This window comes from Fontibacillus panacisegetis, from assembly GCF_900102215.1.
GTDB classification, from domain to species: domain Bacteria; phylum Bacillota; class Bacilli; order Paenibacillales; family Paenibacillaceae; genus Fontibacillus; species Fontibacillus panacisegetis.
Genome location: NZ_FNBG01000019.1, coordinates 13,761 through 38,273 on the forward strand (window position 1 = coordinate 13,761; position 24,513 = coordinate 38,273).

The 24,513-nt window shown below is 40.4% G+C and carries 13 protein-coding genes; 1 reads left to right on the forward strand and 12 read right to left on the reverse strand.

What is annotated here, in order from left to right; all coding sequences use genetic code 11:
* Together BLS49_RS15680 and BLS49_RS15685 are read right to left on the reverse strand one after the other, a co-directional pair.
* On the reverse strand, nt 1-1,182 hold the full coding sequence (locus tag BLS49_RS15680; protein ID WP_091232495.1) for a sensor histidine kinase: 1,182 nt from the start codon (nt 1,180-1,182) through the stop codon (nt 1-3).
* 32 nt (nt 1,183-1,214) lie between these two features.
* Nucleotides 1,215-3,920, reverse strand: a complete 2,706-nt coding sequence (locus BLS49_RS15685; protein ID WP_245742474.1) for a stalk domain-containing protein — start codon at nt 3,918-3,920, stop codon at nt 1,215-1,217.
* 304 nt (nt 3,921-4,224) lie between these two features.
* Here BLS49_RS15685 and BLS49_RS15690 point away from each other — a divergent pair, with 304 nt between their 5' ends.
* Nucleotides 4,225-4,911, forward strand: coding sequence for a hypothetical protein (locus BLS49_RS15690; RefSeq protein ID WP_091232500.1), 687 nt, complete (start codon nt 4,225-4,227; stop codon nt 4,909-4,911).
* Between the two features lie 400 nt (nt 4,912-5,311).
* On the opposite strand, the gene BLS49_RS15695 is transcribed toward BLS49_RS15690, so the two are convergent.
* The 10 genes from BLS49_RS15695 to BLS49_RS15740 all read right to left on the reverse strand — a co-directional run bounded on the left by BLS49_RS15695 (nt 5,312) and on the right by BLS49_RS15740 (nt 24,508).
* On the reverse strand, nt 5,312-8,590 hold the full coding sequence (locus BLS49_RS15695) for a SwmB domain-containing protein (RefSeq protein WP_091232502.1): 3,279 nt from the start codon (nt 8,588-8,590) through the stop codon (nt 5,312-5,314).
* A gap of 190 nt (nt 8,591-8,780) precedes the next feature.
* A complete protein-coding gene (gene metK / locus BLS49_RS15700) occupies nt 8,781-9,983 on the reverse strand; it encodes a methionine adenosyltransferase (RefSeq protein WP_091232505.1) in 1,203 nt (400 codons plus the stop codon).
* Between the two features lie 216 nt (nt 9,984-10,199).
* Complete coding sequence (locus BLS49_RS15705) at nt 10,200-10,472, reverse strand: alpha/beta-type small acid-soluble spore protein (protein WP_091232508.1); 273 nt, start codon at nt 10,470-10,472, stop codon at nt 10,200-10,202.
* Between the two features lie 113 nt (nt 10,473-10,585).
* Nucleotides 10,586-11,125 carry a hypothetical protein gene (locus tag BLS49_RS15710; RefSeq protein WP_091232512.1) on the reverse strand — a complete coding sequence of 180 codons (540 nt, stop codon included), beginning with the start codon at nt 11,123-11,125 and terminating at the stop codon, nt 10,586-10,588.
* A 131-nt stretch (nt 11,126-11,256) separates the two neighbouring features.
* Entirely contained in the window at nt 11,257-13,785 is a 2,529-nt protein-coding gene (locus BLS49_RS15715) for a hypothetical protein (protein ID WP_091232516.1), read from the reverse strand.
* Between the two features lie 403 nt (nt 13,786-14,188).
* Complete coding sequence (locus BLS49_RS15720) at nt 14,189-17,278, reverse strand: S-layer homology domain-containing protein (RefSeq protein WP_091232520.1); 3,090 nt, start codon at nt 17,276-17,278, stop codon at nt 14,189-14,191.
* A 497-nt stretch (nt 17,279-17,775) separates the two neighbouring features.
* The gene (locus tag BLS49_RS15725; protein WP_091232524.1) at nt 17,776-18,117 is read right to left on the reverse strand and encodes a hypothetical protein; all 342 of its coding nucleotides are present in this window, start codon (nt 18,115-18,117) and stop codon (nt 17,776-17,778) included.
* 143 nt (nt 18,118-18,260) lie between these two features.
* Complete coding sequence (locus tag BLS49_RS15730) at nt 18,261-22,244, reverse strand: S-layer homology domain-containing protein (RefSeq protein ID WP_091232526.1); 3,984 nt, start codon at nt 22,242-22,244, stop codon at nt 18,261-18,263.
* A 265-nt stretch (nt 22,245-22,509) separates the two neighbouring features.
* Nucleotides 22,510-23,631, reverse strand: coding sequence for a glycosyltransferase family 4 protein (locus BLS49_RS15735; protein ID WP_091232533.1), 1,122 nt, complete (start codon nt 23,629-23,631; stop codon nt 22,510-22,512).
* Nucleotides 23,632-23,743: 112 nt separating this feature from the next.
* A complete protein-coding gene (locus BLS49_RS15740; RefSeq protein WP_425432156.1) occupies nt 23,744-24,508 on the reverse strand; it encodes a WecB/TagA/CpsF family glycosyltransferase in 765 nt (254 codons plus the stop codon).
* Between the last annotated feature and the right edge of the window lie 5 nt (nt 24,509-24,513).

The following is a 24,513-nucleotide window of genomic DNA, read 5'->3' on the forward strand; positions in this document are numbered from 1 at the left end:
CTAAGACTCCTTTCTTTTCTCTGTGCTAGTAGGGATATGGATAATAATCTTGGTGCCCTGATTGGCGTTAGATTCGATCTCCATTCTTCCTTCTAACAATTCAACTCGTTCCCTCATGCCGATTAATCCGAAATGAGTATGGTTATTTGTCTTCTGTTCCAATTGGTCTACCTTAAACCCAAGGCCGTTATCCTGGACAACAATCCGGACCATTTGTGCTTGATAAGTTATGTCTACACCGACATAAGTCGGAAAAGCATGCTTAGCAGCATTGGTCAGTGCCTCCTGAATCAACCGGAATATCGCCGCCTCCATAGGAGAATTCATCCTATGCTCCTTACCTCTTGTCTCAAAGGTGGCCCGAATCTTTGTCTTTTCTTCGAAATCATGTACGTATTTACGCAATGTCGGAATCAATCCGAGATCATCCAAAGCCATGGGACGCAAGTTAAAGATAACTTTACGCATTTCTTCAAGACTGGATCGCACTTGTGCTTTCAAGTCTACTATTTCGTCCTCTACCATCTTAAATTCCTGCTTACCTATCATTCTTTCAACAATTTCCGTCCTAAGAACTAGGTTTGCAAGCATTTGAGCAGGACCATCATGAAGCTCTCTGGAGATCCGTTTACGTTCCTCTTCCTGCGCCAGAATAATCTTTAAGCCGATCAGCTGTCTGTTTTTTGCAGATTCAAGAATTTTGGATACTTGTCCCAATTCTCCAGACAGGTACTCAAGTACTACGCCCATTTGCGCACTTACTGTTTCGGCCCTTTCTACAGACTTCTCAACAATACGTGCTCTTTTTTGTAATTCATCACGTCTGGCTTTTAAATACATTTCCTTTTCACGGTAAATAAGCAGGTCTAACTGAAGCTGGGTCGCTTTCTCGTATGCCTGCTTAATGTCCTCTTCTTTATACCGCACAAAATCCCGGCTGACCTCCGTCAGCCGGATGCGGGACCTGCGGTAATTGATTTCGAGCTGATCGACCTTTTCAACGGTCTCTGCTGTTTCTTTCATGATCTGTTTTACTTCATTATTCAGCATTTTGAGCTCATCTCGTGCAGAATCCAATATTTCAAGAATTTGCAGTTTGCTGTTTTCCATTACGCCTACGGCGTTTTTAATGACACGATCAATTGCATCAGATTGATATTCAGCCACTTCAACCTTCTCCATTTCCACAATCCTTATATTCCCAACCTATCATATCATGATTCAAGAGTAATGGATTTGGTTTTCTGTTCCCATTTTACATCAATTCCTAATTGCTCAGACACCAAACGCAACGGGACTAAAGTCCTTCCACCCGTGACAATAGGAGCAACCGTGGCTGTTTTCATTGAACCGTTCATCATAAATTCCTTTTTATTTACCGTCAATTCCATAACTGTTGTTCCGCGCGTGACTGTAATTTTTTTCGCAGTACTATTCCAGAGTGCACTTCCTCCAAAGGAGTCCAGAATATATTTGATTGGCACATAAGTCGTCCCGTTTTTCACCAGCGGTGCAACATCAAGTCCTTGCTTTTGACCGTTAACCGTCATTGTTTTTTGACCAATTATCATTTGCACCTTCGCACTCGGCAAGCCAGTATCCCCGTCCGAGGAAGCTGGAGCAGTAAACCGGATATTGTCAAATGACACGCTGCCACTCAATGCCCGCTCATCTTGCCCTTCCTCCAAATTCACGAGATAGAGACGTTTCAGCTTAGCCGGCTGCTTGATCGAATAACCCGACAAATCAATATTAATTGTTTTCCACCCATTAAAATCGAGTGGACGGATTAAATCCACATAGACGCTCTTGCCATCTACATCACTAAATTCTGCTCGTAGCCAATTGAGACTGGAATCACCTAACACATCAATCGCCATGGCTGTAGCGCCTTCTGGAATATCTCTACCTGCCGTCCCGTTAATTTGCGCATAAGCAAATTTGTTCCCTGTTCCACCAGTGAGATCATAATCAAGCTTCAGTACCTTTGAAGAAGCGCGATCGCCAGTTCCTTGTACAATTGCTGCTGAACCTGTAACCTCTGCCGGCAATCCAGTAAACCCTACCTGATAGGATACATTCTCAAAAGATTCCCAGATTTGCTCTGAGGAGGCTGATAACACTATTGGAGTGCCGCTATATCCGTCATACTTTGGCGTTGCGTAAGCTACTTTTGCTCCTTGGTTCACAGACTGAACGGTTAATACCCCATCCTTCACAGCGGCCTTCATCCCTGTAAACTCCCATTTTACGGATTCTGCCGGAACCTCTACTGTATTTCCATTTTTCAGTTTGGCCTTAACAGTGACAGGAAGAGTTGTTCCTGCGTCAAGAGAACCGTACGTAGTATCAGGAGTCAAGCCATCTATATCACTGCCCCCAAGTACTGTAACCTTCAAGGTGTTCATAGCATCACCACTGACCGCAGTAATGACTGATGAGCCCGCTTTAACAGCTTTAAACTGCGAGCCGGTCCAGGTCACATTCCCGTTATCCGATTTCCATGTGGCCTGAATGCCCGACGTATCTATTGGATTGTAGTAGGTATCATAACCTTTCAAAGTATATGAAGTGGTTGCTCCGATCAGCAAGGTAGACGTTCCGCTAATTTTCAAGCCCTTAAGTGTGCCTTGAGGTGCTGTAGTGTAGACACCTAGCCCGTTTGCCACTGCACGCTGTCCTGCACCGCCATTAGACGTTGTAAATGCAAGGGACGCTTCAGTCTCGGCAAGCGGCCTGGTAACCATCGTTGTTGAGCCGCCACCATCAAGGTTCATCCCTCTCCAAACGCCAACGCTTGTCATGAACTTTTGCAATTCTACCAATGTCATGCCAGTGCTGTTGCTATTTTTTTCAGCTGTAATAATGTAGGCTTTTTTTCCATCCTGCGAATATCCGACTGCAGTTCGAGCTACCGCACTGCTTCCACTGATCGAAGTTGTAGAACGGGTAAAAGAAGAAGGTTGTCCTTGATCCACTAATAGAGTGTGACCACCAATCATCATTTTAAGCTCTGATGGGTCCAAGGCTTGTCCACTCGTCTGAGAGACTAGTTGATAGGATGTATCGACTTTTTGACCAACTGCAAAATGGTTAGCAATAAAATCAGCAGCTGTTCCATGTGCACGCAAAATATACCCATCCTCAGGAACAGCACCAGGGATCGCGGATTTTATTGATATTTGCTGAATGATACCGCCTTGTACAAGCACTTCTGTCGGTGTAGTTGAGCTAGCCTTTGGACGTTCTTCAGATTTCCATGCACTCGTATAAATAAACATTTTGTTAACATGACTGAATGCTTTGTCAGGCTCCGTCGTATACGATTCCTGATTGATACCTGCCAAATCAATGGTTGATCCATCCTCTGCATATACTGTTCCAGTAAATCCAAAACGATCAATAAGGGGAGTTCCATCATTTTTGACCGCAAAAGCATACATCCCCTGAAGCTGAGCAGGACTGGTCATTAACGTCCCATTCGTTACCGCCGCTCCCATTGCCACCCCTTGACCGCCTGTTGCGAAGAAATCGCCATTAACCCCAGCTACAGCGCCTGTATCTTTTGCCATACCTTGCACAGACTGTCTGGTCGTTAATTGACCCCCTTTGCCTGTCATCACATTCATCTCAACATATGGATTGCTTAAATCTACTTCTATAACGTCTGCGAGCACCTTTACCTGCTTACCAGAACGTGTTGTTGTATATTGGTATTTTATTAACTTTGCACCAGAGGTAATATCCTGTACATCTAGCTTGGTAGTTTGCTCTCCCGCCGCATGTGCTATAGAAGAAGCTGTTCCTAACGGACCTAGGCTAACTATCGGTTGAATCCAAATAAGGCCTGCCAAAGACACCAGAATCAGTTTTTTCCCTTTATCTACCGCGAAGCGCGCAAGCTTCGTTCCGCCATCCATTTCCTCTCTTCTAACAACCATGAAGTTTACTTCTCTCCCATCTTTATGTCAAAAATTTTCTGAATGAAGACCCATCACGTAAGCCCTCAAAGATTTACTATACAATTAATAGACTACTTAAAGCCGGAAAAGTTACGAAAAAAAGCTAGATTTACTAAATTAACTAAGTAAGGTTTGGTTTATTTTGTAAATTTAATATGATAAGATTGATTCGATAAGTGACGAAGCACGTCCCAAACATCTGTTCATCGGATGAGTGGGACTTTTTTTATTTACTAAGTGAAAAGAAGAGGTGATATTGAGTATGCATCTGACGAGCTCATTCGAGCAAGCGCATGAGAAGTTTCTAAATTATCATTTGAGTCGCCGTTTCGGTGAAAGAAGAGAAAGACTAATCCGCGGAAAAAGACATGGAGAGACTTTATTTTTGAGGAATGTATGGTGGCCTCTGTTCGAGAGTTTTGATGATCTTCACCCTGAGTACGAGATACCTGATTGGCGTGGGAGATCTTACTTTGGAGACTTTGCTTATTTGCCGGATCCACTGAAATTTATGATTGAAATCAAAGGGTATGGACCACATGTACGTGATATGGATCGTGTCAAATATACACATGAATTAAATCGGGAGCTCTATTTGCAATCGTTAGGTTTTCGTGTAATTGCAATAGCATATGATGATGTGGAGCAGCGTCCGGAACTATGTAGACATTTACTTAAGATGATGTTTAATAGATTCCAGCCTCAGAATAAACCAACAGACCGATCGACCATTTCTGAAAAAGAAATCATCCGACTCGCGCTATCCTCATCACTTCCTATAAGTCCAAAACTGGTATCCCAGCACTTAAATATAAACTACCGGACCTCTGTGCGACTCCTTCAATCGCTTTGCACTAAAGGCTGGCTCGCTCCAATCTCCTCCTGTACTGGGCAGAGAATACATCATTATCGACTAGTTAAGGGAAGTCTGGATTTCATAGATTTATAGATTCCGGATGTTGCATTTGGATGTACGACGCTCGCGAGTCGGTTGATTCCATGGATAAGCTGCTGAGAAGCTACACTTGTGTCGGCAGATTTTTGAAACTAACTGCGAAACTACACTTAATTTGTTCTAAATAAGCACATTTGAAAATTTAGTTGCAAAAGGTACACTTAAATTCGCCTTTTCTACTCAAATTGCCCTCTATTGGTCAATATAGTTGCACATTTACACTTACTTAACATTCCAGGCCCCATCCATCCATAAGGCAGAGGCACGAGAGATACGAGAGACACGCTCCCCAGCACTCAGTAAGTAGAGACAAACCTCGACTCACACATAAAAAAACAAAATCCCGATCACTCCAAGGAGCATCGGGATTTGCCATTGTTCCATCTATAAACCTTTAATTCAACTTATCTAACACACGTTTCAGCATAACTACAGCTTGCGCACGTGTTGCGTTACCCTGAGGCTGGAATGTATTCGTAGTTACCCCTTGAATAATTCCTTCGCGCACTGCTTTTGCAACTGTCTCTTTGTTTTGAATTTTTGCCGAGTCCTTAAACTTAGACAAATATTGAGCAGAAGAGCCAGACAGCTGAGTATTATATCCGCTGTAATCCATAGCCCGAACCATCATCAGTGCCATTTGTTCACGAGTTATATAGTTTTCTGGCTTAAAAGATCCATCAGTATTACCTGTGATAATACCGGCCTTGGCTGCAGCACCGATATATTCTGCTGTCGTTCCAGAAGTTACATCTGTGAACCGACGTGCACTTGTCTCGTCACCTTCTAACCCAAGCCCCTTCGCAATAAACACTGCAAATTCTGCACGAGTGATGCTCTTGTCTGGAGCAAATGAAGCTCCTGAACGTGGTTCGACAATCAATTTACTCGCCAATTCGAAGATTGCATCCTTAGCCCAATGCTTATATACATCAGAAAAGTAACTGTATCCAACTACCGGACCAATGATCGAGTTGCCAGTAACTTTTCCATTGAAGATCATGTTTGCTCCGCTGGTAGTTGCACTCGATGGAATGTACGATGCGGCATAATTCACTGGACTGTATTTTAGAAGACTTGCGTAGGCGGTTGAAGCTTGATTGGCAGCCTTAAAGTAAATTTTGCCTGTATGCGTTACGTCAACACTACTTTGGCTCTTGCCAGTGTCATATGCTGATAAGGTCAATTGAACCGGATCGCTTACGATCGACGTGGTTACACCATTTTTTGAATTCAATGACGACATTAATGTTTTTGAGATAGGCTCCATCTGTATTGTTAAATAGGATGAATTCAAATTACTTACGCTTAATGATCTGGTTATTTCCATAAATGGAATCTTCTCGATTGGCAATGTGTACATTACATTGTTGTGTTTGACTGAGAATGTAGCTGCCTTACTGGTACTATACAATGCGCTTAACGAACTCAGTGGAATAGCTACTTCCGCTGCTTTTTCAGTTGAAGGCACTTCAAAAACAAGATTTTTAACGCTCACATTGTTATTAACTAAATAATTAAACGCTCCCTGTACCTTCGCAGAATCCAGCACGTATTTATTCATCCATTGTCCATTTTTAGATCGACTGCTAGCAGTTTGCGCTGCACTTTGATTAAGAAGATAACCTCCAACTCCAAAATCACTTGTAGACATCACACTGATATAGCTGGGCTGCACTTTATTATCTGTAGTCGATGTAGTTGCGTCTAGGTTTTGAAGCTTTATTTTGCTATAACCCTTCAACAGATTTCCCAGATAATCATACATAGGTGTAGAACCAGCTACATAAGACACTTCTGCTGCCTGATTAGCTGTTACTGCGGCAGTTAGTTTAAGAGTAACCGTGTCCCCGCTAATAGAGCCGGATTGAATGGTACGATTCACACCATCAACTGTTACATAGAACTGATTAACCGGAAAATAAGATATTGCTTTTAAAGTAGAATTGTACGTTATTGTTACTGTGTCTCCTTTAATGGTAGCCTGACGCACTCCTTCAGCAACAGTACCATACGATACAGGCTGCAGATTAATATATCCTGCCAAATTACCATTCAGGTCAGCAATTCCACCACTTCCTGAAACATAGGAGACGGTAACATTTTGATCCTTTGTTAAAGAAGAAGCAAGAGTTAGTATAACCTGACTAGAAGTAACCTCCACAGCCGTGACATAGACTGGAGAATTGTTTACCAGAACAGAGAATTGACTCTTCAAAGGGGTGCTGCTGGTTCTAAGGGCTTCATTATATGTCAGTACAATTTTATTTCCTGAGCCTGTAGCTCCTTGGAGTTCCGGAGCCTTGGTATCGTAATTGTTACGTACATAATAATCACTGAAGGCTGCAATATCGATACCGCGATAATCCTGAAGCGGATACGATCCTGGTGTATAGCTTACTTTGACTACCTCACCATCATAAATATAATTTGATAGATTCAAAGTAATCGAGGAACCACTGTGGGACAAGCTGGTTACTCCCTTGGAGCTGCCATCTCCAGTCACGACAAACTGTTGGTATGCATAGCTCGATGGCGACTTCAAAGTGTCGCTGAAATACAAGGTTACCGAATACCGATTCGCAGAGCCATCCTTAGGCTTCGGCAATACCGAATCCATTCCGTTAGTCACAACTTTACCAGAAAAGTTCACAGCAGCATTACCTGCCTGATCCTGAATAGCCTTGCTTCCACTTCCTGAGTAACTTATCCGTACATCTTGTCCAACTGCAACTCCCAGATCCAGATAGACGTATACATATTCCCCGGAAACAGAAGCGCTGCTAACTCTTCTCGACTCACCATTAACCGTTACACTAAAATGTGATGACGATAAATAAGATGAATAGTTAAGCGATTCGTTGTATTGTAAGCGAATAACTGCATTGCTATACATTGTAGCATTTTGGAGCACCGGGGCAACTTTGTCCGCTACTGCCGCTGTCCGGAAGCTCCATGCACTGGTTCCACTTAAACCTGAAAAATAATTACTGTTATTGGCTGCATCATAAATGGCGTCGCTCGGTACTTCAATATAATATTGAGTATCTGCTTCCAAATTGCTGGTTGGCCTAATCGTTACGGTCTTGCCGCTAACCGACACCGTCAATGATACCGAAGCATTGTTTGATGTCTTCCTAAGCGTAATTCCTCCAGTACTTCCCCACTTGGCAGTATTCAAAGCTACATTGCGATCGAATGTAATAGCCGGTTGAACACTGGCGCTAACACTGCTGCTTCCTGCTGCGGGATAATAGGAGGCCGTTGGTTTTGTTGTTGCTTGAACTGTGGAAAACCTCCAGCTGATCAGAGATGAAGTAACTCCATTCTCGTCAATAAAGGCACCCTCTGGAAAAGTTATTTTGTAGTCAGTATTATATTTCAATGCTGGAGGTGTAAATGTTATGCTATTTGAATAGACATTTTCTGTTACTGAGACCGAAACAGGCGCTAAAAATCCTTCCGTAATTGTATACGTCTGCGTTCCATTAGTTTTTACTTTACTCGTACCAAAATTAAGATTCAATTTAGAATTTAACGGTGTATTCAATTCTGTTGGACTAACCGTAGGGTTAGCTAATGTAGATGATTCTGCATCAACACTTGCCAGAGCCCCCATGAATAAGTTTACTATCAGCCCCAAAACCATAATCAATGAAATCTTGCGTTTCATCCTATTTTCCCCTTTCCCACGAATCCATTCTATATGTACACCGCATCACGGCATTCATGCGCACATCTATATCTATTAACGGTAAAATGAGCGTACAAGTTTAGGTGATTTTGCAAAATAAATAACCCTTCAAGTGTTGATCTCTTGACCATCACCTGAAGAGCTAAATTTTTAGACTTTTAAGTATCTTCTACAAGCCCGCTTGAGCCTTTAATGTATCAGCTTTATCGATACGTTCCCATGGAAGATCGATGTCTGTACGGCCAAAATGACCATATGCAGCTGTCTGGCGATAAATCGGACGACGCAGATCCAGCATGCGAATAATACCAGCCGGACGCAGATCAAAGTTCTCACGAACAAGCTCCACGAGCTTCTCTTCGGACACTTTGCCAGTTCCGTAAGTGTCTACGTTGATTGATACAGGGTTGGCCACACCAATTGCATATGCAAGTTGAATTTCAACCTTATCTGCAAGACCGGCAGCAATCAGGTTTTTAGCTACATAACGTGCAGCGTAAGCTGCTGAACGGTCCACTTTAGTTGGATCCTTACCGGAGAAAGCACCGCCGCCATGACGAGCATAACCACCATATGTGTCAACAATGATCTTGCGACCTGTTAAGCCTGCATCCCCTTGAGGACCACCAATAACAAAACGACCTGTAGGGTTAATAAAATATTTAGTCTCACCATCGAGCAATTCAGCCGGTACAACAGGAAGGATAACTTGTTCTTTAATATCCCGTTGAATTTGTTCCAGCGTAATATCTTCAGCATGTTGTGTAGATACTACAATCGCATCCACTCGTTTTGGTTTGCCATCTACGTATTCAATCGTAACTTGTGTCTTACCATCGGGACGAAGGTAGTCAAGCGTACCATTCTTACGTACTTCAGACAGACGACGAGCGATTCGATGAGAGAGTGCAATCGGAAGTGGCATCAATTCCGGTGTCTCATTCGTTGCAAAACCGAACATCAGACCTTGGTCACCCGCACCAATGTTTTCCGTTTCCTTATCCATTTGTTCCGGATCGCGGTTTTCCAATGCAGCATTTACACCCTGAGCGATATCAGCTGATTGCTCGTTAAGCGAGGTCAAGACTGCACAAGTATTTGAATCGAATCCATATTTTGCACGTGTATAACCGATTTCTTTAATCGTTTTGCGAACGATTGCTGGAATATCAACATATTCCGACTTCGTGCTGATCTCACCAATTACGAGTACAAGTCCGGTCGCTACAGACACTTCACAAGCCACTCTGGCATACGGATCATTTTCAAGGAAAGCATCCAGAACCGCATCGGAGATTTGGTCACAAATTTTATCCGGGTGTCCTTCAGTTACGGACTCGGAAGTAAATAAATGTCGCCCTTTTATGGACATAAAATCCACCCTCCCCATATAGGAATAGTATAGCAAATGCCTAAGTATCCAATACTAGATATAATAAAGTGTAACGATGAGGATAACAGTTAATGTATACATATCAAAAAATGAACCTTTTCCTTAGCGGAAAAGGTTGAATTGACAATCCTCAAATGTCATATTATCTTATTTACCAAGTCATGTCAAAATAATTGAAGGACAATTTATAAAAATTTAATTTAATAAATTTCGTTGAGCTTCAGCTACGAGTCGTTTAGTAATTTCTCCACCTACTGAGCCATTTTCACGAGACGATAGGTGTCCCCAACTGCTTGTGTAGCTACCGCTTGAACCTAATGATCCAAGTTCGCCTGCAAACTCCGTGTCTGCTCCAGTAGCTCCACTGCCATATCCTACAGGCAGCCCAAATTCTGCAGCAATTTCATATTTCCATTGTTGAATAACATGACGACTTTCAGGTATGATTTGACGATTATTTCGAGCCATACTACTACACCTCCTGAATAATGTTGTCCTCAGGAATTAGTATGTCTCCTACCTGAAGATCTAGCCCATATAATGATTGTTACTTTTGGCAATATTCAGGGTAGATCCTAATTTTACTTAATTGTATAGCCGCCACGTACCATTACAGTCAAGTTATGCGTATTTCCCTCTTGGACCTGAATTCCACGTCCTTCTCTAGGAAAAGATAACAGATGGTTGTTGGTCACTGCCCCACCATTTGTTATATCGATCCCATCCGTTAAATCTGCTACACCGTTCTTATCTTCACTATATATAACCGCTTTTCCAGAACGAACGACGAACTCCGTACCGGCAGATGCTATTAATTTTTCTCCAGGTTTGACTTCAACAATACTTACGGCCTCGGTTGAAGCTGCAGGGGCCTCACTATTGTTATTTGTTGAAGGCGAGGTTGTTGATGGTGTTGATGGTGTCGTAACAGTTGTTCCACCATTCTTTAAAGCCTGCTGTATTGCCTGATCAACATAGCTCTTTGTCACAACAGGATCATCTGCTGTTCCAGGCTGTCCTGTAACACCCGCTCCCTCTGCCTGCAGGTTAAAAGCTGCCCCTGCCCATACACTGCCACCAATCACTATAGCAGCTGTCACTACTTTCCATGCTGTCTTCATCCTGTTCCTCCTCTTTACCACATTTCTCTATTAATCTTATGATAGTGGTTTTAGTAGATATGGACAAGTTAAAAAGGCAAAATCCCTTTGGAGGGATTTTTGCCTTTTTAAATAATCACTAGTAAGTAAGATTAATCGAATAAACGTCCATTATCATAAGCAGCAGCTTGTGTTGCTATTTTTACTTTTTCGCCTTGGTACGAGTCATAGATAGAGAATTGGAAGGCTCCAGTTCTTGAAGTTGCGAATATCAAATCATTCACTACATAGGAGAATGTTTGATTTGATCCCAGAACAAAATCCTTATCCAGTTCAATTTCTTTCTCAAACCTTGCACCACTTGAATCCATTACTTCAAGGACAAACTTATGGTTGAATTTACCCATATCAAAAGCTAAATCACGACTCAAATCATATTTTAATTTAATTTCTAATCCAGAAGAACTTGTGTTTCCTTTAATCTCTTTAACTGTCAAGTTATAAGGGAACAATTCCACATTCTTCAAGTTACTCTGAATACTTCTACTATCCATATTCAACTCCAAAGCAGAAGCATTGACATATCCTGTTGGCTTGCCCTCTGGTTCTGTAAATTTATTCTCTGTAATACTTTCACCTACAACCAGATTCCAATTTGATACAGTCACTCCTTTTGGAACTTTAGCAGAAAATGATACTATGCTTGCGGTGTCTGGACCTACCGCATTCTGCGTCTGGTTAACTTCAGCTTTATAATACTGTCCTTTATCAGTCAAGAAATATCCTGTGAGCTGAGACGGATTTATTTGCTGTTTTTCTCTATTCTTCATGATCAATTCAGTGTAGATAATATCATTTGTGCTGCCTTTATACATGTAAGTTTTCCGTGTTTGAAGATCAGCTTTCTTTCCTGCAGTATTCAAATCCAAATAGGTTCCGTCTTTTACTACTTTTAAGTCACTAGTTTCCCCATAGTTCGAGAACATGATCCAATTATTAGTTTTTTCTGCTCCTACCTTTTGAAGCAACTGAACTTGTACCATAGAAAACTTCAGATTTGATGGTACATTTCCCACAACATATACACTTGACTGTTCTCCAGCCGCAATGATCTGTGTATTATTGCTATTGATCAATTGTACAGCACTGCTTAAGCTTGTCATATCCATTTTATAAGCGCCTGTAAGTTCTGGCAGCTTAGCCGCCTTAGTTCCTTTATTTGCAATCGTAATCTTTGTAACCAACAGGTTTCCATCATTCCATGGAAGCTTCTGAATCGTATCGAGAGTGACACCAAAGGTTCCATCATTATTTTTTATGATTCGTTCTTTACCCATTGCATGTTGCATTTCTGTATATTCAGGCAATTTATAGGCAACGAGAGGATAGCTACTAACAGATGATGGTTTTGTATTTGGATCCTGTGGATTTGATGTAGTCCCGGTTGACGTCTTCAGAATTAGCTCCAATTGTTCAGCATTAGTTACAACTGGTATTGTCCCATCTAATGAGATCAACTGCTCTTCCCCAGGTTCTAAAGCTAACCCCTCTATCCCACTAGCAACAAGCGGATACGATTTAGATCCCGATTGAATTTCAAATGAATAGTTTGGTAAAATGACCGATTCATCGCCTTTATTCGCAACTACAAATTGAATGGATAAGTTACTTTTTCCTAAATTTTGATTTCGCAACACACTATCTATTCTTGTAACTATATTGTTATTATCAACCGCCAGTACTTTTTCTTTTTTTACACCAATTACTGAATTTTGGCCTTTTTTAGTTCCAAGCTCAAGAGAAGCAATCGGAAGATCGGTCTTTGTAGTCTCATCATTCTGAACTACAACAAGTTGTAAATTATTTAAATTTACCGCCTTAGGAATTTTAGTTACTAGATTGATTTTTTTACTTTCTTGCGGGAAAATTTGATAATTCGATCCCGCTGCTTCAGCGGATGCAAATGCTGTTCCACTTGAAGTTTGAACTACATATTTCATATTTGGATTTTCTATCGTTTTAGAGCCTACATTCTCAATTTGCAATGTTGTCTGAACATAATTGTTTTCACCTAAACCAATAACACTAACTGAATCTACCTTTAATTTGGCCGATAAATTATTTACCGAAATTTTTTGGGCAGTTTTCAACGGAGTCGCAACTTTGTAGTCTGAAGGAATATTTATTGTTCCTAATTTTTCTTCATACCCTGCAACACCAAAATTCCACTTAATGATTTGGAAGCTCAAGTCGGATACTTTAATTCCTTTAGCAATTTTAGTTGTATATGTAATGCTTGTTGTCGCACCAGGAACTACTTTCTTCTTTTCTTTATCAGAGGCAATCACAGTAACACTATAAACTGTTCCAGATTTAGTCTTGACATTTGTCCAATAATCAACCAAAGAAAGTGCCTTTTTATCATTGTTCTGATAAGTCAATGTGTATGTCAATAGGCCTCCATCATCTTGAGATAGAATATTCACATTCGATAATTTGACAACACTTTTTGATGTAATCTTTACTGACTTTAAATTGTTCAAAGTCTTAATCTGGGTTGTATTTTTGGTTGTTGATGGTTTTACCGTAGATGATCCTGCTGCATCTATTACACCCACAAAGTTCTGACTTAGCAGTGCAGTAACAGCAATTGATGCCATAGCTAATTTTGCTTTTCTCACTTTCAAACCTCCTATAATTAGTGCGTATACATTATATACGTATTAAATTCAAAAAAGTTTGGAAAATATCTCAATTTTTATAACCGATTGAGATTTTAAGTATAACCTATGACTTCGGATTTGAGGATCGCAAAGAAAATCTACATATGGCTTTGAACTTTGAGGGTTGCCTGGAGCACTTTATGGTGCATCTGTAATTCTAAATCTATAATCGCTGAGCCGTTTTTTGACTATTGAAAAACTACAACTCTTACAATCAGATGATGCCTAACCAATGAGGTGAATTTTCAATAGCAGTAGCTTTTATTCCACACATATCACAAGCTCAACTAGCTAAAGGCAATATAAAAAAGAACGGGCACGAGGCCCGTTCTTAGGTTGAGAATGAATCAGTAATTATTGATTAGTTAAGTACTATAGAAGTATTGTCAGCTTTCAGTGCATTCTTAGCAACATCAATAATATACTTACCGTCATTATTCTCAGCTTTTAGCTTAATAACAACTTGTGCATTTCTAGGAAGTTCTACTACTGTATTATTTAGCTTGAATTCTACTACTAATTGGACTTTATCATCAGCACCAGAAACGATAACCTGTTTTACAGTACCACTGTACTCTACATTATTACTTGTATTAGCTTTAACTTCCCATAAGCCTTTAACAGCATCTGAAGTTTGGAAATCAGCAAAATCGAATTTTTCGGTATTAAATTTAACTTTTTCAGTAGCTGTTAGTGTGAAAGTATAAGTAGCCGTAGTTGCAGATCCAGTTACAGCAACAGCAACAGAATCCCCTTTAAGTTCAGGTTTAATTTCATCATCAACAGTCACTTCATTACCTACAAAATTCTTCAATGGAGCTCCAAATTCATTTTGAGAAGCTAATGTTCCCGATTTAGTTCCGAATTTAACATCAGCAGCATCAGCAGTAAATTTCTTATCCAGCTTAAATGTAGCGGATTTTCCATCACCAGCTAATGTTCCTGTAACAGAATATGTTGTAGTTCCAACCTTAGCATAGAAATCAGAATCAACCAAAGTGTTAAGTGCAGAATTAAATTCTACTTTGATTTCATCAGTGCTGATAGCTTTTGCTTTATTATCCTTGATCGTAACAGTTCCATCAGTGATTTCTTTTACCAATTCATAGCTGTTACCGTTCTTCAGGTATTCACCTTCAGAATTTTTGATGTAACTAGCAACAATTTTGAATTTGTTAGCAGGATTAACAAGATCGTCTCTGTTGTAGTCCTTTGTTATAGTACTATTAGTAACTTTGATACGAACAGATTTGGAAGTAAGTAATTCAACTTCATTTTCCTTATCTGTCAATTGACCGATCTTAGCATCATCTTTGTACAAGAAATACTTAGCAGGTGATGTAGCATCGCCTTCTCCACTTGTACTCAATTCTTTGTTGAATTCAACAATGATATAGTTGTAAGAGTCATTAGAATATTTTTCTACCCATACACGGTTAATTTCACCATTTTGAGCTTTAGAAATATCCAAATCAACAGTTACAGGAATGATCAAGTTTGGAACAGCTGCATTGTCCTTCACATTAGAAATAGTGAGCGTGTATTTCTCAGATTTCAGGCCATATCCAAGATTTACAGAAATCTCAGTATTTTTAGTATTCGCAAAAGTTGGTGTGATGTGTGGATTACCACTGTTGCTGTTCACTCCGGATACATCAGCAATTTTACCTTCTGAATTTTTCAGAACGAAATTGTCTTTCTTCAAAGAGTCTTCATGCAATTTTTCAGAAAATCTGATTTTCGCAACATAACGACCGAGAGAGTCAATTTCAATCTTAGTTTCAACTACTGTAGGACGAACTGTGTCCAAGCTAGGAGTTACTTTAACTTCTCTGTCTGCTTTGTTGTTGCTGTAGTCACTAACACCTTTCAGGGTAATAGTGTTTTCTGTGTAGTTAATTGCATCTTTAAATGTCAAGATAACTTTGTTATCTTCAATCTCGATTTTGCTTGCTTTATGACTGGAAGAATTTGCATATGCCTCGGAAACAGATTTAATTGTTTCGTCGAATTCTACAGTCACTTCTTTAAGGTCTTTAGATGTAGCGGAAACTACAGATGGAGCAGTTGTGTCTTCTGCTACAGTGAATGAATTGTTAACCGCAGCAACAGCTAATCCAGCAAAGTCCTTAACATTTTCTACAGTCACGGTATGTTCACCAACAGTCAAGTTAGTTTGAACAATAACTGTGTCTGGATATTGGAATTTAACGTTAGCACCGATTGCTTTACCATCAACTCTAAAGCTGCTGGAAGCAACTGCTGATTGAATCGGTTCACTGAACTTAACTTTGAACGCTTTTGTACCCAAACCAACTACTTCTTTAACTGTAGGAGCAGTTACGTCAATAGGGGTGAATTTCACTTTCTCATTGAAAGTTTTAGTTGCATCTTCGTTCTTAACATTCTTGATTTCCAATTCAACTTCTCTTTGGTTAATAAGAGCGCTGGAATCTTTATCAATCAAAAGTGTTACAGACTTCTTGTCATTTGACAAAGTAGCACTGCGGAACTCAATATCTTTGATAACATAGTTATCTTCGCTACCAGCAGTTGCTGCATCTACAGAACCATCAAAAGTTACAACGATTTGTTTCAAAGCTTCGGATTTAACACTTTCAACTTTTTGAGCCACTGTAGTAACATAAGTTACTTTGTGAGTGTACTCTTTGTCCTTGTAAGTGAATTTCACTTCAGTTTCTTTGTTAGCTTCGAGAGCTTTTTCCAAAGCTACTTTAACAACTTCGCCATCGGACATTGTGAACTCAACGTTCTTGCTGTCCTTAACTTCGTATTTAGAGACTGTAGGAACTTGGTTAGCTTCGTAGAAAGCGTAAGCTGCAACTACTGCTTGGGAGCGAGTAGCGTTAGCTTGGTAGTTAATACCTTCTGCAAGGTAGCCACCGTTGATTGCTGCTTGAACATAACCTTTAGCCCAGTCAGCAGCACTGTTGTTAGTTTCTGTTGGAACTTCAAGTTTCAATGCGCGAACAAGAACTGCTGCCAATTCTTGAACTGTTACATTGCCGCTTGGGTCAAACAATTTCTTCTCGGCATTTTTACCTTCGAGGATGCCCTTTTGAGTAGCAGCTTCGATGTAAGTACGTGCCCAGTGTTTTGCATAGTTCTTATCGTTGTAAGAAGTTGTGTCCACTGGATCGAGGTTGATTGATTTAACGATTACTTTCGCAAGTTCTGCGCGAGTGATGAATTTGTCAAGACCTGCAGTACCGTCTGGGTAACCAGTAACGATACCAGCATCTTTCAATACGTTGAATTGAGCTTCTGGTGACAACTTAGAGTCAGCACCGAATGCTACAGAAGCAAACATTGAGAATGCCATTGCTGTAGACAAAGCTACGGATAAAATTTTCTTCATAACCTTTTTTTCTCCTCCTTGATTAACTATCGCATGAGAATTTTCTTTAAATGAATAGCTCGTGTTACTCATTAGCCATTGCACCCCCTTTCCAGAGCCTGAGCAGGTTTCCTATAAATTAGGTCTGCGAGCAACCCGCAGAAACTTGTAAACACGTTTAATAGAATTCAGAAAATACTAGTTTCCTAATCCTACCTAAACATTATACAATGAGTCCCTAGTGCCGTAAAGCTAATTTTTCTAATAGATAGACAAGTTTCCCCATAAGGCACTAACTGGAATGTCTAATTTGGTCATCATTGTCAATGCTCTACATGTTAGACGTAGCAAAATTCAAAAAGTTGCGCAGTTTCTAAAAAAAAATTGCAAGATTGTTACTTTGTTAAACTTAGCCACGTTTACAACTTTCTTTCTCCATTGCTGTCTGACGGAAATTAGTATAACATCCCTGAATATGCCAGTCACTACGCAAGTTTTTCCAGTATCTACTCCAATAACAATAATTTATGTAAGACAAACACAAATAAGACGTCCTGGTGGACGTCTTATTTGTGAAATATTTAGAGAGATTATCTTACTCTCATCGCCAATTGAATTATGCGGTTTCTCATTTGAGGGTCGGTATTCAATTTCAGATACATATCGTCAATAGCCTGTTTATTATCCTTATATGATTTCTCATGCTTCATTGTATTATGAGACCATTCGATAAGTTCATTCTCTGCTTCCCGCAAATCATTAAAAGCATCATGAAATCCTGTCTCAACAACGAGGCCTTCCATCACTTCCTGTGTTACCTCTTGCTCCTTGGCCGTCTCTTCAATTTTTTTCTCCAAAATTTTGGATCTATCCTCAAACTTTCTCTTTGCTTTTGAATATCCCAGCTGTGGTTTTGATAAAATCGGTTTCATCTGTTCAATTTCACCCTTTTGCGAAAATATATCTCTTACATTGCTATTGTATCTTAATCTTCATCAAATTACAAAAAGATGTAATTGGAAATAAAAGAACCTATCCACGGATTTCTTCCAATGGATAGGTTCCAAACCTATAATCAGCTTAGATTTTTAGGGAAAATACTGCTACTCTTCTTAAGCAATTCTACAGCAATCTTACCAGCTTCAGCACGTGTCAAATTATTTTTTGGATTAAAATTATAGGAAACCTTAGCCTTCCCAGTCGCAGGAACGCTTTGACCATCCATGATTTTTGCTTTGTACACAGCTTGTACTGCCGGGCGTGCATAGCGATCAATTTTGCCTGAGTCCAGGAACTGCTTGGCCAATGCGGAGTTCAGCTTATCATCGTTAGCAGGTAGCTTAAGTTTAAGTGCACGAGAAATCATCATAGCAGCCTGTTCTCTCGTCAGAGGCTCTTCTACACCAAAATACCCCTCAGAAATCCCGGTAATAATACCCGCTCTGGATGCAGTCTCAATATACTTAAATTCCCAGGTGTCTGTTTTCGCACCAGGCACAACATCAAAGTAGGTTTGAATTTTATTGTCATAATTCAAAGGAATATTTAGCCCTTTAACAAGTAATGTAGCGAACTCGCCACGCGTAGTCAGATCATCAGCTCCGAACGCATTTGGCAGAACATTTGACATAATACCTTTAGAGTATAACGCATTTAGAATGTTACGTCCCCAAGGATGGTTAGTAATGTCGTTAAAGCCTCTGCTTTGCTTCATGACTACATAATAGCCAAAATCATCAAATGGCACTGTAATTGTATTGTTCTTCGAATTTACAGTACCGCCAACATTTTCCCACTCCGAATTTTCATTAAAGCGGAATACAGTTACTGTAGTACCAGCTTCATCAACTACATTCTTATTAAAGGTCAATTTTAAAGTACCGCGTTGAGAAGGAATCAACTTTCTCTCCGGCTCTCTCAAGAGAACATCTCTGAAGTTCTGAGAATCAGAGTATTGCGGGAGAATCGAATATGGTGGAAGACCGTTAGTTGAAGGTTTATACGCCTCTCCTGTACCTGTTTCCCCAATACCACCATGAATCCAATAAAAATTGGACACTCGGGTAAAGTTACTTGTCTTGGCTGTCGAGTTAAATAGTTCTACTATATCTTCAGGCAATGTAAGAGTTGCAAGGCCATCCGGTGTTCTTGCATCCTTATCGATATTAAAGTAGTTGCCATAATCATTTCTACGTTCAACAATACCGTTGCTAGGATCAGCAATACCAAACAGTATTTTATTATCAGGATAGAACTTCGTTACTTTACCCGCTGGTACGTTGGCTGTCTTCAAGACCGTGCCTTTAGGAAACGTTAATTCAACCGATTTATTAAAGGCGGAGTATTTATTGGTTACCTTCTCCGTCATGTATTGTGAATCTACAGCGATCGCACTTGTGTAATAAACCTCAATTGTCTCATTTAATGTTTCATTGCCACGTACGATTTGAATTTTAATCTTGGTTGCTTTATCCGGTTTCAATCCGACATAGTCGTAAATAAACCGTGCAGGTGCGCCTTGAGCCAAATCAGTGCGTTGAATAGCTTCACCTTTATCAATAATTACCTTTGTTGCTCCCTCTGCCTCAATATCAAAACGTACAAAGTTTTTGTTAACGATGATTTGATCTCCAACTGTAGGTGCAGGAGACAGAATTCGATAAGGTGCTAACACACGCGATATCTCTAGTCTCTGAGTTGTACGAGCACCAGTCGAGTTAATTAGCTCCAGATTATACACTTGGCTCCCCAAAGAATCCAGGGCAATATCTTTTATCCGAAGTACAAATTTACCGTTTAACACTGCTAGCTCATACTGCAGATCAGGCTTTCCAGGTCGATCAATCGTACCGCTAAAAATCTGTGTACCAGTACCATCAGTTGCCATATTTGTTTTAGTCAGAATATCACTAAGATCAACATTTCCTGAAGGTCCATCCTTTTGAGAAGAGAATACACTATCAGTCCCTCTCAACAGGTTAATGATTTTAGCACCACTGCCCTGAATGACCAAATCATAGCTTTGTGCACTGGTTTCATAAATCCCGTTCGTAAGCTTGAATTGGGGAGAACTTGCCAGAATGTTAGTCAAATCAGCGTTTGCCCCAGTTGTATCATCAAGTTTTAGTCCCAAAAAGCTTACCGGTTGATCAAAAATCTTAGGCCGGAAAACAGAAATGCTGGATACATTAGTATCCTCAATATAAACTCTTATTTCCTTGACTACTGTTCTGGAGTTTCCTTTGCCGTCCATTGATACTCCGGTAAATTTAATCCGGTTTTCCCCATAATACAGTGGTCCTTGGATATCAATCGGAAGATCGAAGGAGAAAGTCGGGTCTCCCGAAGCTCCCACTGTTGGTGCAAAAGTGATTGGAGGCACTAATTTATCGTTAGCAATCCCGTTCACAAAAAATTGTGGATTAGATAAGTTCTCAAAATCGCGATATTCCCCTTTAACAGGGATTTTAAGTTGCCCTGGGTCGCTGGAGTCTTTGGAAATAACTTGTCCATCATATAAACCATCTACAAAAATGTAGTTTTTAGTTGCATACGAAATTGAAACGGTCTTGGAAGCCGTGGATGTTCCAATGCTAAATTTAACCTGTTGGTTGCCACTGGAAAACCCAGTGACTTTATATATGTGTTGGTTGCCAGTTACAGCTGTATGCGGAGTTAAAGTTGGTCCTGAGGTTTCCCTCGGCATATACACTGCCTTTAAATCACCAGCATTAAAGTTCTGATCCGCTGTAACCAGGATATAGAACTCTTCTTTCTCGGCTATAGTGCCATCCAAGTCAGGTAAAGTACTTAAATCTGCAGGAAGAGCAGTAATATCCTTTATATACTTCAAACCAGTTACTACCGTCTCACCCGGCAAGAACTTGAAATTAATATTTGCAAATGTAGTATACGTGTTATCATACTGCACATTTAGATTAAAACGCTGAGATCCGTTTGCAAAACTGATTGGAATCTCTGCTTCCACCAATCGGTATGCATTGCTAACACCGTCAGGTGCTAAAATTTGAGTTTCAGTTAAATTATTAAACGTCGTTACAGGCCCGTTAGTTGTATTATTCAAGTCTGAAAGAGTCACACTACCTTTAGTAGCAAATGTATTACCTGTATCATTCAGCAGCAATGAAAATTTGATAGTACCTGATGCAGGAATAGCTGCCCCTGCCACATCTGTAACCGTAGCTACATTATTGAGTACATTATAGTTTTGTGTATTATACACAAGGGAAATCTTATCAAATGGTTTTGTTTTATCAAAAAAGTAAATGGAACGCTCAATAGCTACAGAGTCTGCTCCACTTTTTACGTTAATCACGACTTTATTCTGACCAGGACTCAAATTAAGTGATGGCGAGAAAAATTTACCTGTTTGAGTCAATGTCGTTACCAAGCCTGTACCGCCATTAACACTTACAGTAACTTCTGTAGCATTTTTAACTTCCCCGGAAATAGATACGTTGGATTTATCCGAAACTACTTCCGCACCTTCATTTAAGTAAATGGTTCCATAGCTGGAGCCTTGAAGCTTCAGATCCTGAACATATGGAACCTGATCAAACAGAATATAAAAAGTGTCTTCACGGGTAACCCCGTTTTGAGATCCTGACAAAGTAATTTTATTGAACCCTGAGAATAGGGACAGATTCGTTACTTTGAATTTTTGCAAATAAGTGGAGGATGAAGTATCTCTGGCAATACTTCCGTTTCTAAATTGCGTTGAATCCGTCTCCCACTTTTTTGTTTTAGTATTTAAAGTTAACCGTTCTACTTTGACCTTCAACGAATCTTCGGTAACATGCGAGTAAGTGCCTGTAAAAGTAATAGTAGGGTTGGTTGTAATAAACATAGTGTCATCCCGAGCAATTACGTTTGTGTCATCTACCGCAGTTGAACGGAGTGAAGTATTCCGAAGAGTCACATCATCTGGTAAAAAATAATTGGCTGCTGCTTCCGTCTTTTGAACTACCCCTGGCGGAAACAACGTAATAATCAATGCTGCCAGCATAATCCATACAAAGGGCTTTTTAATGCGATGCATAGGTTTCTCTCTCCTTTATTAACATTTCGTGATTTCCGCCTATAATTGTCGGAAACCTTCCAAATAGTCGTATATTGTTGTTATCGGACTTTAGCCATAATTATTTTAGAAAATAGATAAAATATAATCCAAAAATGTGTATCACTCTTTTTTTTACAAATTAAATACCCCCACCTCATCTCCTGAAGTGGGGGTTGTCCGTTATGATTAAATACTATATTCATAATAATTGCTAGTAACCTATATTCATGATTTCTTGAGTGATTTACTTCGATCCGCGCTCTTCACTAACCTTCATACGCAATCTGGCGATAAAGTTGAGTACTGGGCGTTTGGTTTTGCCGATCAGGCCGATCACTTCGGCTCCGATTTGCAGGAAGAACATCATGACACAAATTACAACGAAGGTCACCCAGTTTGCATTGTACATGGCCGCTGACGACTGAATAATCGCGAGAACTCCGAAAAATGCAGCAATCCCATAAATGATTAGTACCGTCTGACGATGGCTGAATCCAAGCTCACGCAGACAGTGATGCAAGTGACCTTTGTCCGGTGAGAAGATTGGTTTCTTCTGCATCCAACGACGCAGGATCGCGAATAAAGTATCAGATAATGGAACACCTATGAGAATTAATGGTGTCAGGAATGATACGATGGCAACCTGCTTAAAGCCCAAGAGAGATAACATGGCCAGACAGAAACCCAGGAATAACGCACCCGAATCACCCATAAAAATTTTGGCCGGGTGGAAATTAAAGTATAGAAAGCCCAAAATGCTTCCGAGTAGTAACAGACACAGCAATACAACAATAGTATTCCCCATAATGAAGGCCATTACAGCAATAGTACCAATCGCAATAGCAGATACACCTGCTGCTAGTCCATCCAGGCCATCGATTAAATTAATGGCATTTGTTACACCCACGATCCATAAGATCGTGAACGGAATCGCAATCCAGCTCTCAACCGAAGAATAAGTATGGAAAGGGATGTTAGCGAACTCGATTCGAATATCAAATCCATACACTACGACACATGCCGTAGCGATCTGAATAATAAATTTCAGCTTCGCAGGCAAATCAAAACGATCATCAAGCGCGCCAAGCAATACAATCATCGACCCGCCAACAAGAAAGGCTTTGATGAAATTAACTTCACGTACTGTAAGAGTATCAGGAAGAAACGGAAGCAATAAGAACAGCGCAATGATAAAAGATAAATAAATACCTAGTCCACCAAGTCTCGGCATAATCTTAGTATGCACTTTTCGTGCATTAGGCACGTCTACTGCCCCAACCTTGAAAGCAAACTTCTTCACAAGTGGCGTCAGACCCAGCGCCAAAACGATTGTGACGATAAACCCGATGGTATAGATCATCCACATTAGTAATTCAACCTCCATTTGTTCTACCGGAATGAATTATACTCTGTTTCAGGAGAAAGACCAAACTCGTAATTAGGTAATTTTACGCCGTTTTACGCGAAAATTCAATTAATTAGCTCATTTTCGTTAGGTTTTCTCCCTCACGCATCACCCGGATAGCGAATTTCGGCAGCGCAAGCATTCTACGGAAGCGAGTTGGTTCCTTCAATAATCGATAAAGCCATTCAATCCGAAGTTTTTGGAACAATTTCGGCGCCCTTTTCGTTCGTCCGGAAATAACGTCAAAGCTTCCTCCAACCCCCATCATTACGGGTACACCAAGCGTTTTTTTATGCTTGGCAATCCATGGCTCCTGTGTATCAGCGCCACGAGCTACAAATAATAAATGAGGAGCAGCATTCACAATATCACGGATTACTTCATCATCCTGATCAGGGCCAAAGTAGCCATCACGACATCCAACAATTAACACTCCAGGGTATTGATTTTTTAATCTACACGAGGCTTCTTCAATTACTTCGCGGGCTGAGCCAAGCAAATAAACTCTCCAGCCGCCTCGATCTCCCCGTTTCATGAGCTCATGCAGCAGATCAAAGCCCGGAACACGTTCAGCAACCGGTTCTCCGCCTTTTCGCGCGGCCCATACGAGGCCCGTTCCATCCGGAACGATCAGTTCAGCGGTCTGCATCATTTTCTTGTACTCCGGATTCTCGATAGCTGCCATCATCATAATGGGATTTGCCGTAATTACGTGATGCGGAGACCCTGATGCCACAGCCTGCGCCAAATGCTCCACCGTATCCGCCATGCTCCATTTGCTAACGGAAACACCAAATACAGAAACCGTAGGTACAGTATGATTTTCTTTCGTATTCATCCTGT

What these genes read in the sequence shown, in the direction of transcription:
- BLS49_RS15680 (WP_091232495.1), bottom strand. Translation starts at nt 1,182, where the DNA reads ATGGAGAAGGTTGAAGTGGCTGAATATCAATCTGATGCAATTGATCGT.
- BLS49_RS15685 (WP_245742474.1), bottom strand. Translation starts at nt 3,920, where the DNA reads ATGGATGGCGGAACGAAGCTTGCGCGCTTCGCGGTAGATAAAGGGAAA.
- BLS49_RS15690 (WP_091232500.1), top strand. Translation starts at nt 4,225, where the DNA reads ATGCATCTGACGAGCTCATTCGAGCAAGCGCATGAGAAGTTTCTAAAT.
- BLS49_RS15695 (WP_091232502.1), bottom strand. Translation starts at nt 8,590, where the DNA reads ATGAAACGCAAGATTTCATTGATTATGGTTTTGGGGCTGATAGTAAAC.
- metK (WP_091232505.1), bottom strand. Translation starts at nt 9,983, where the DNA reads ATGTCCATAAAAGGGCGACATTTATTTACTTCCGAGTCCGTAACTGAA.
- BLS49_RS15705 (WP_091232508.1), bottom strand. Translation starts at nt 10,472, where the DNA reads ATGGCTCGAAATAATCGTCAAATCATACCTGAAAGTCGTCATGTTATT.
- BLS49_RS15710 (WP_091232512.1), bottom strand. Translation starts at nt 11,125, where the DNA reads ATGAAGACAGCATGGAAAGTAGTGACAGCTGCTATAGTGATTGGTGGC.
- BLS49_RS15720 (WP_091232520.1), bottom strand. Translation starts at nt 17,278, where the DNA reads ATGAGTAACACGAGCTATTCATTTAAAGAAAATTCTCATGCGATAGTT.
- BLS49_RS15725 (WP_091232524.1), bottom strand. Translation starts at nt 18,117, where the DNA reads ATGAAACCGATTTTATCAAAACCACAGCTGGGATATTCAAAAGCAAAG.
- BLS49_RS15730 (WP_091232526.1), bottom strand. Translation starts at nt 22,244, where the DNA reads ATGCATCGCATTAAAAAGCCCTTTGTATGGATTATGCTGGCAGCATTG.
- BLS49_RS15735 (WP_091232533.1), bottom strand. Translation starts at nt 23,631, where the DNA reads ATGTGGATGATCTATACCATCGGGTTTATCGTCACAATCGTTTTGGCG.
- BLS49_RS15740 (WP_425432156.1), bottom strand. Translation starts at nt 24,508, where the DNA reads ATGAATACGAAAGAAAATCATACTGTACCTACGGTTTCTGTATTTGGT.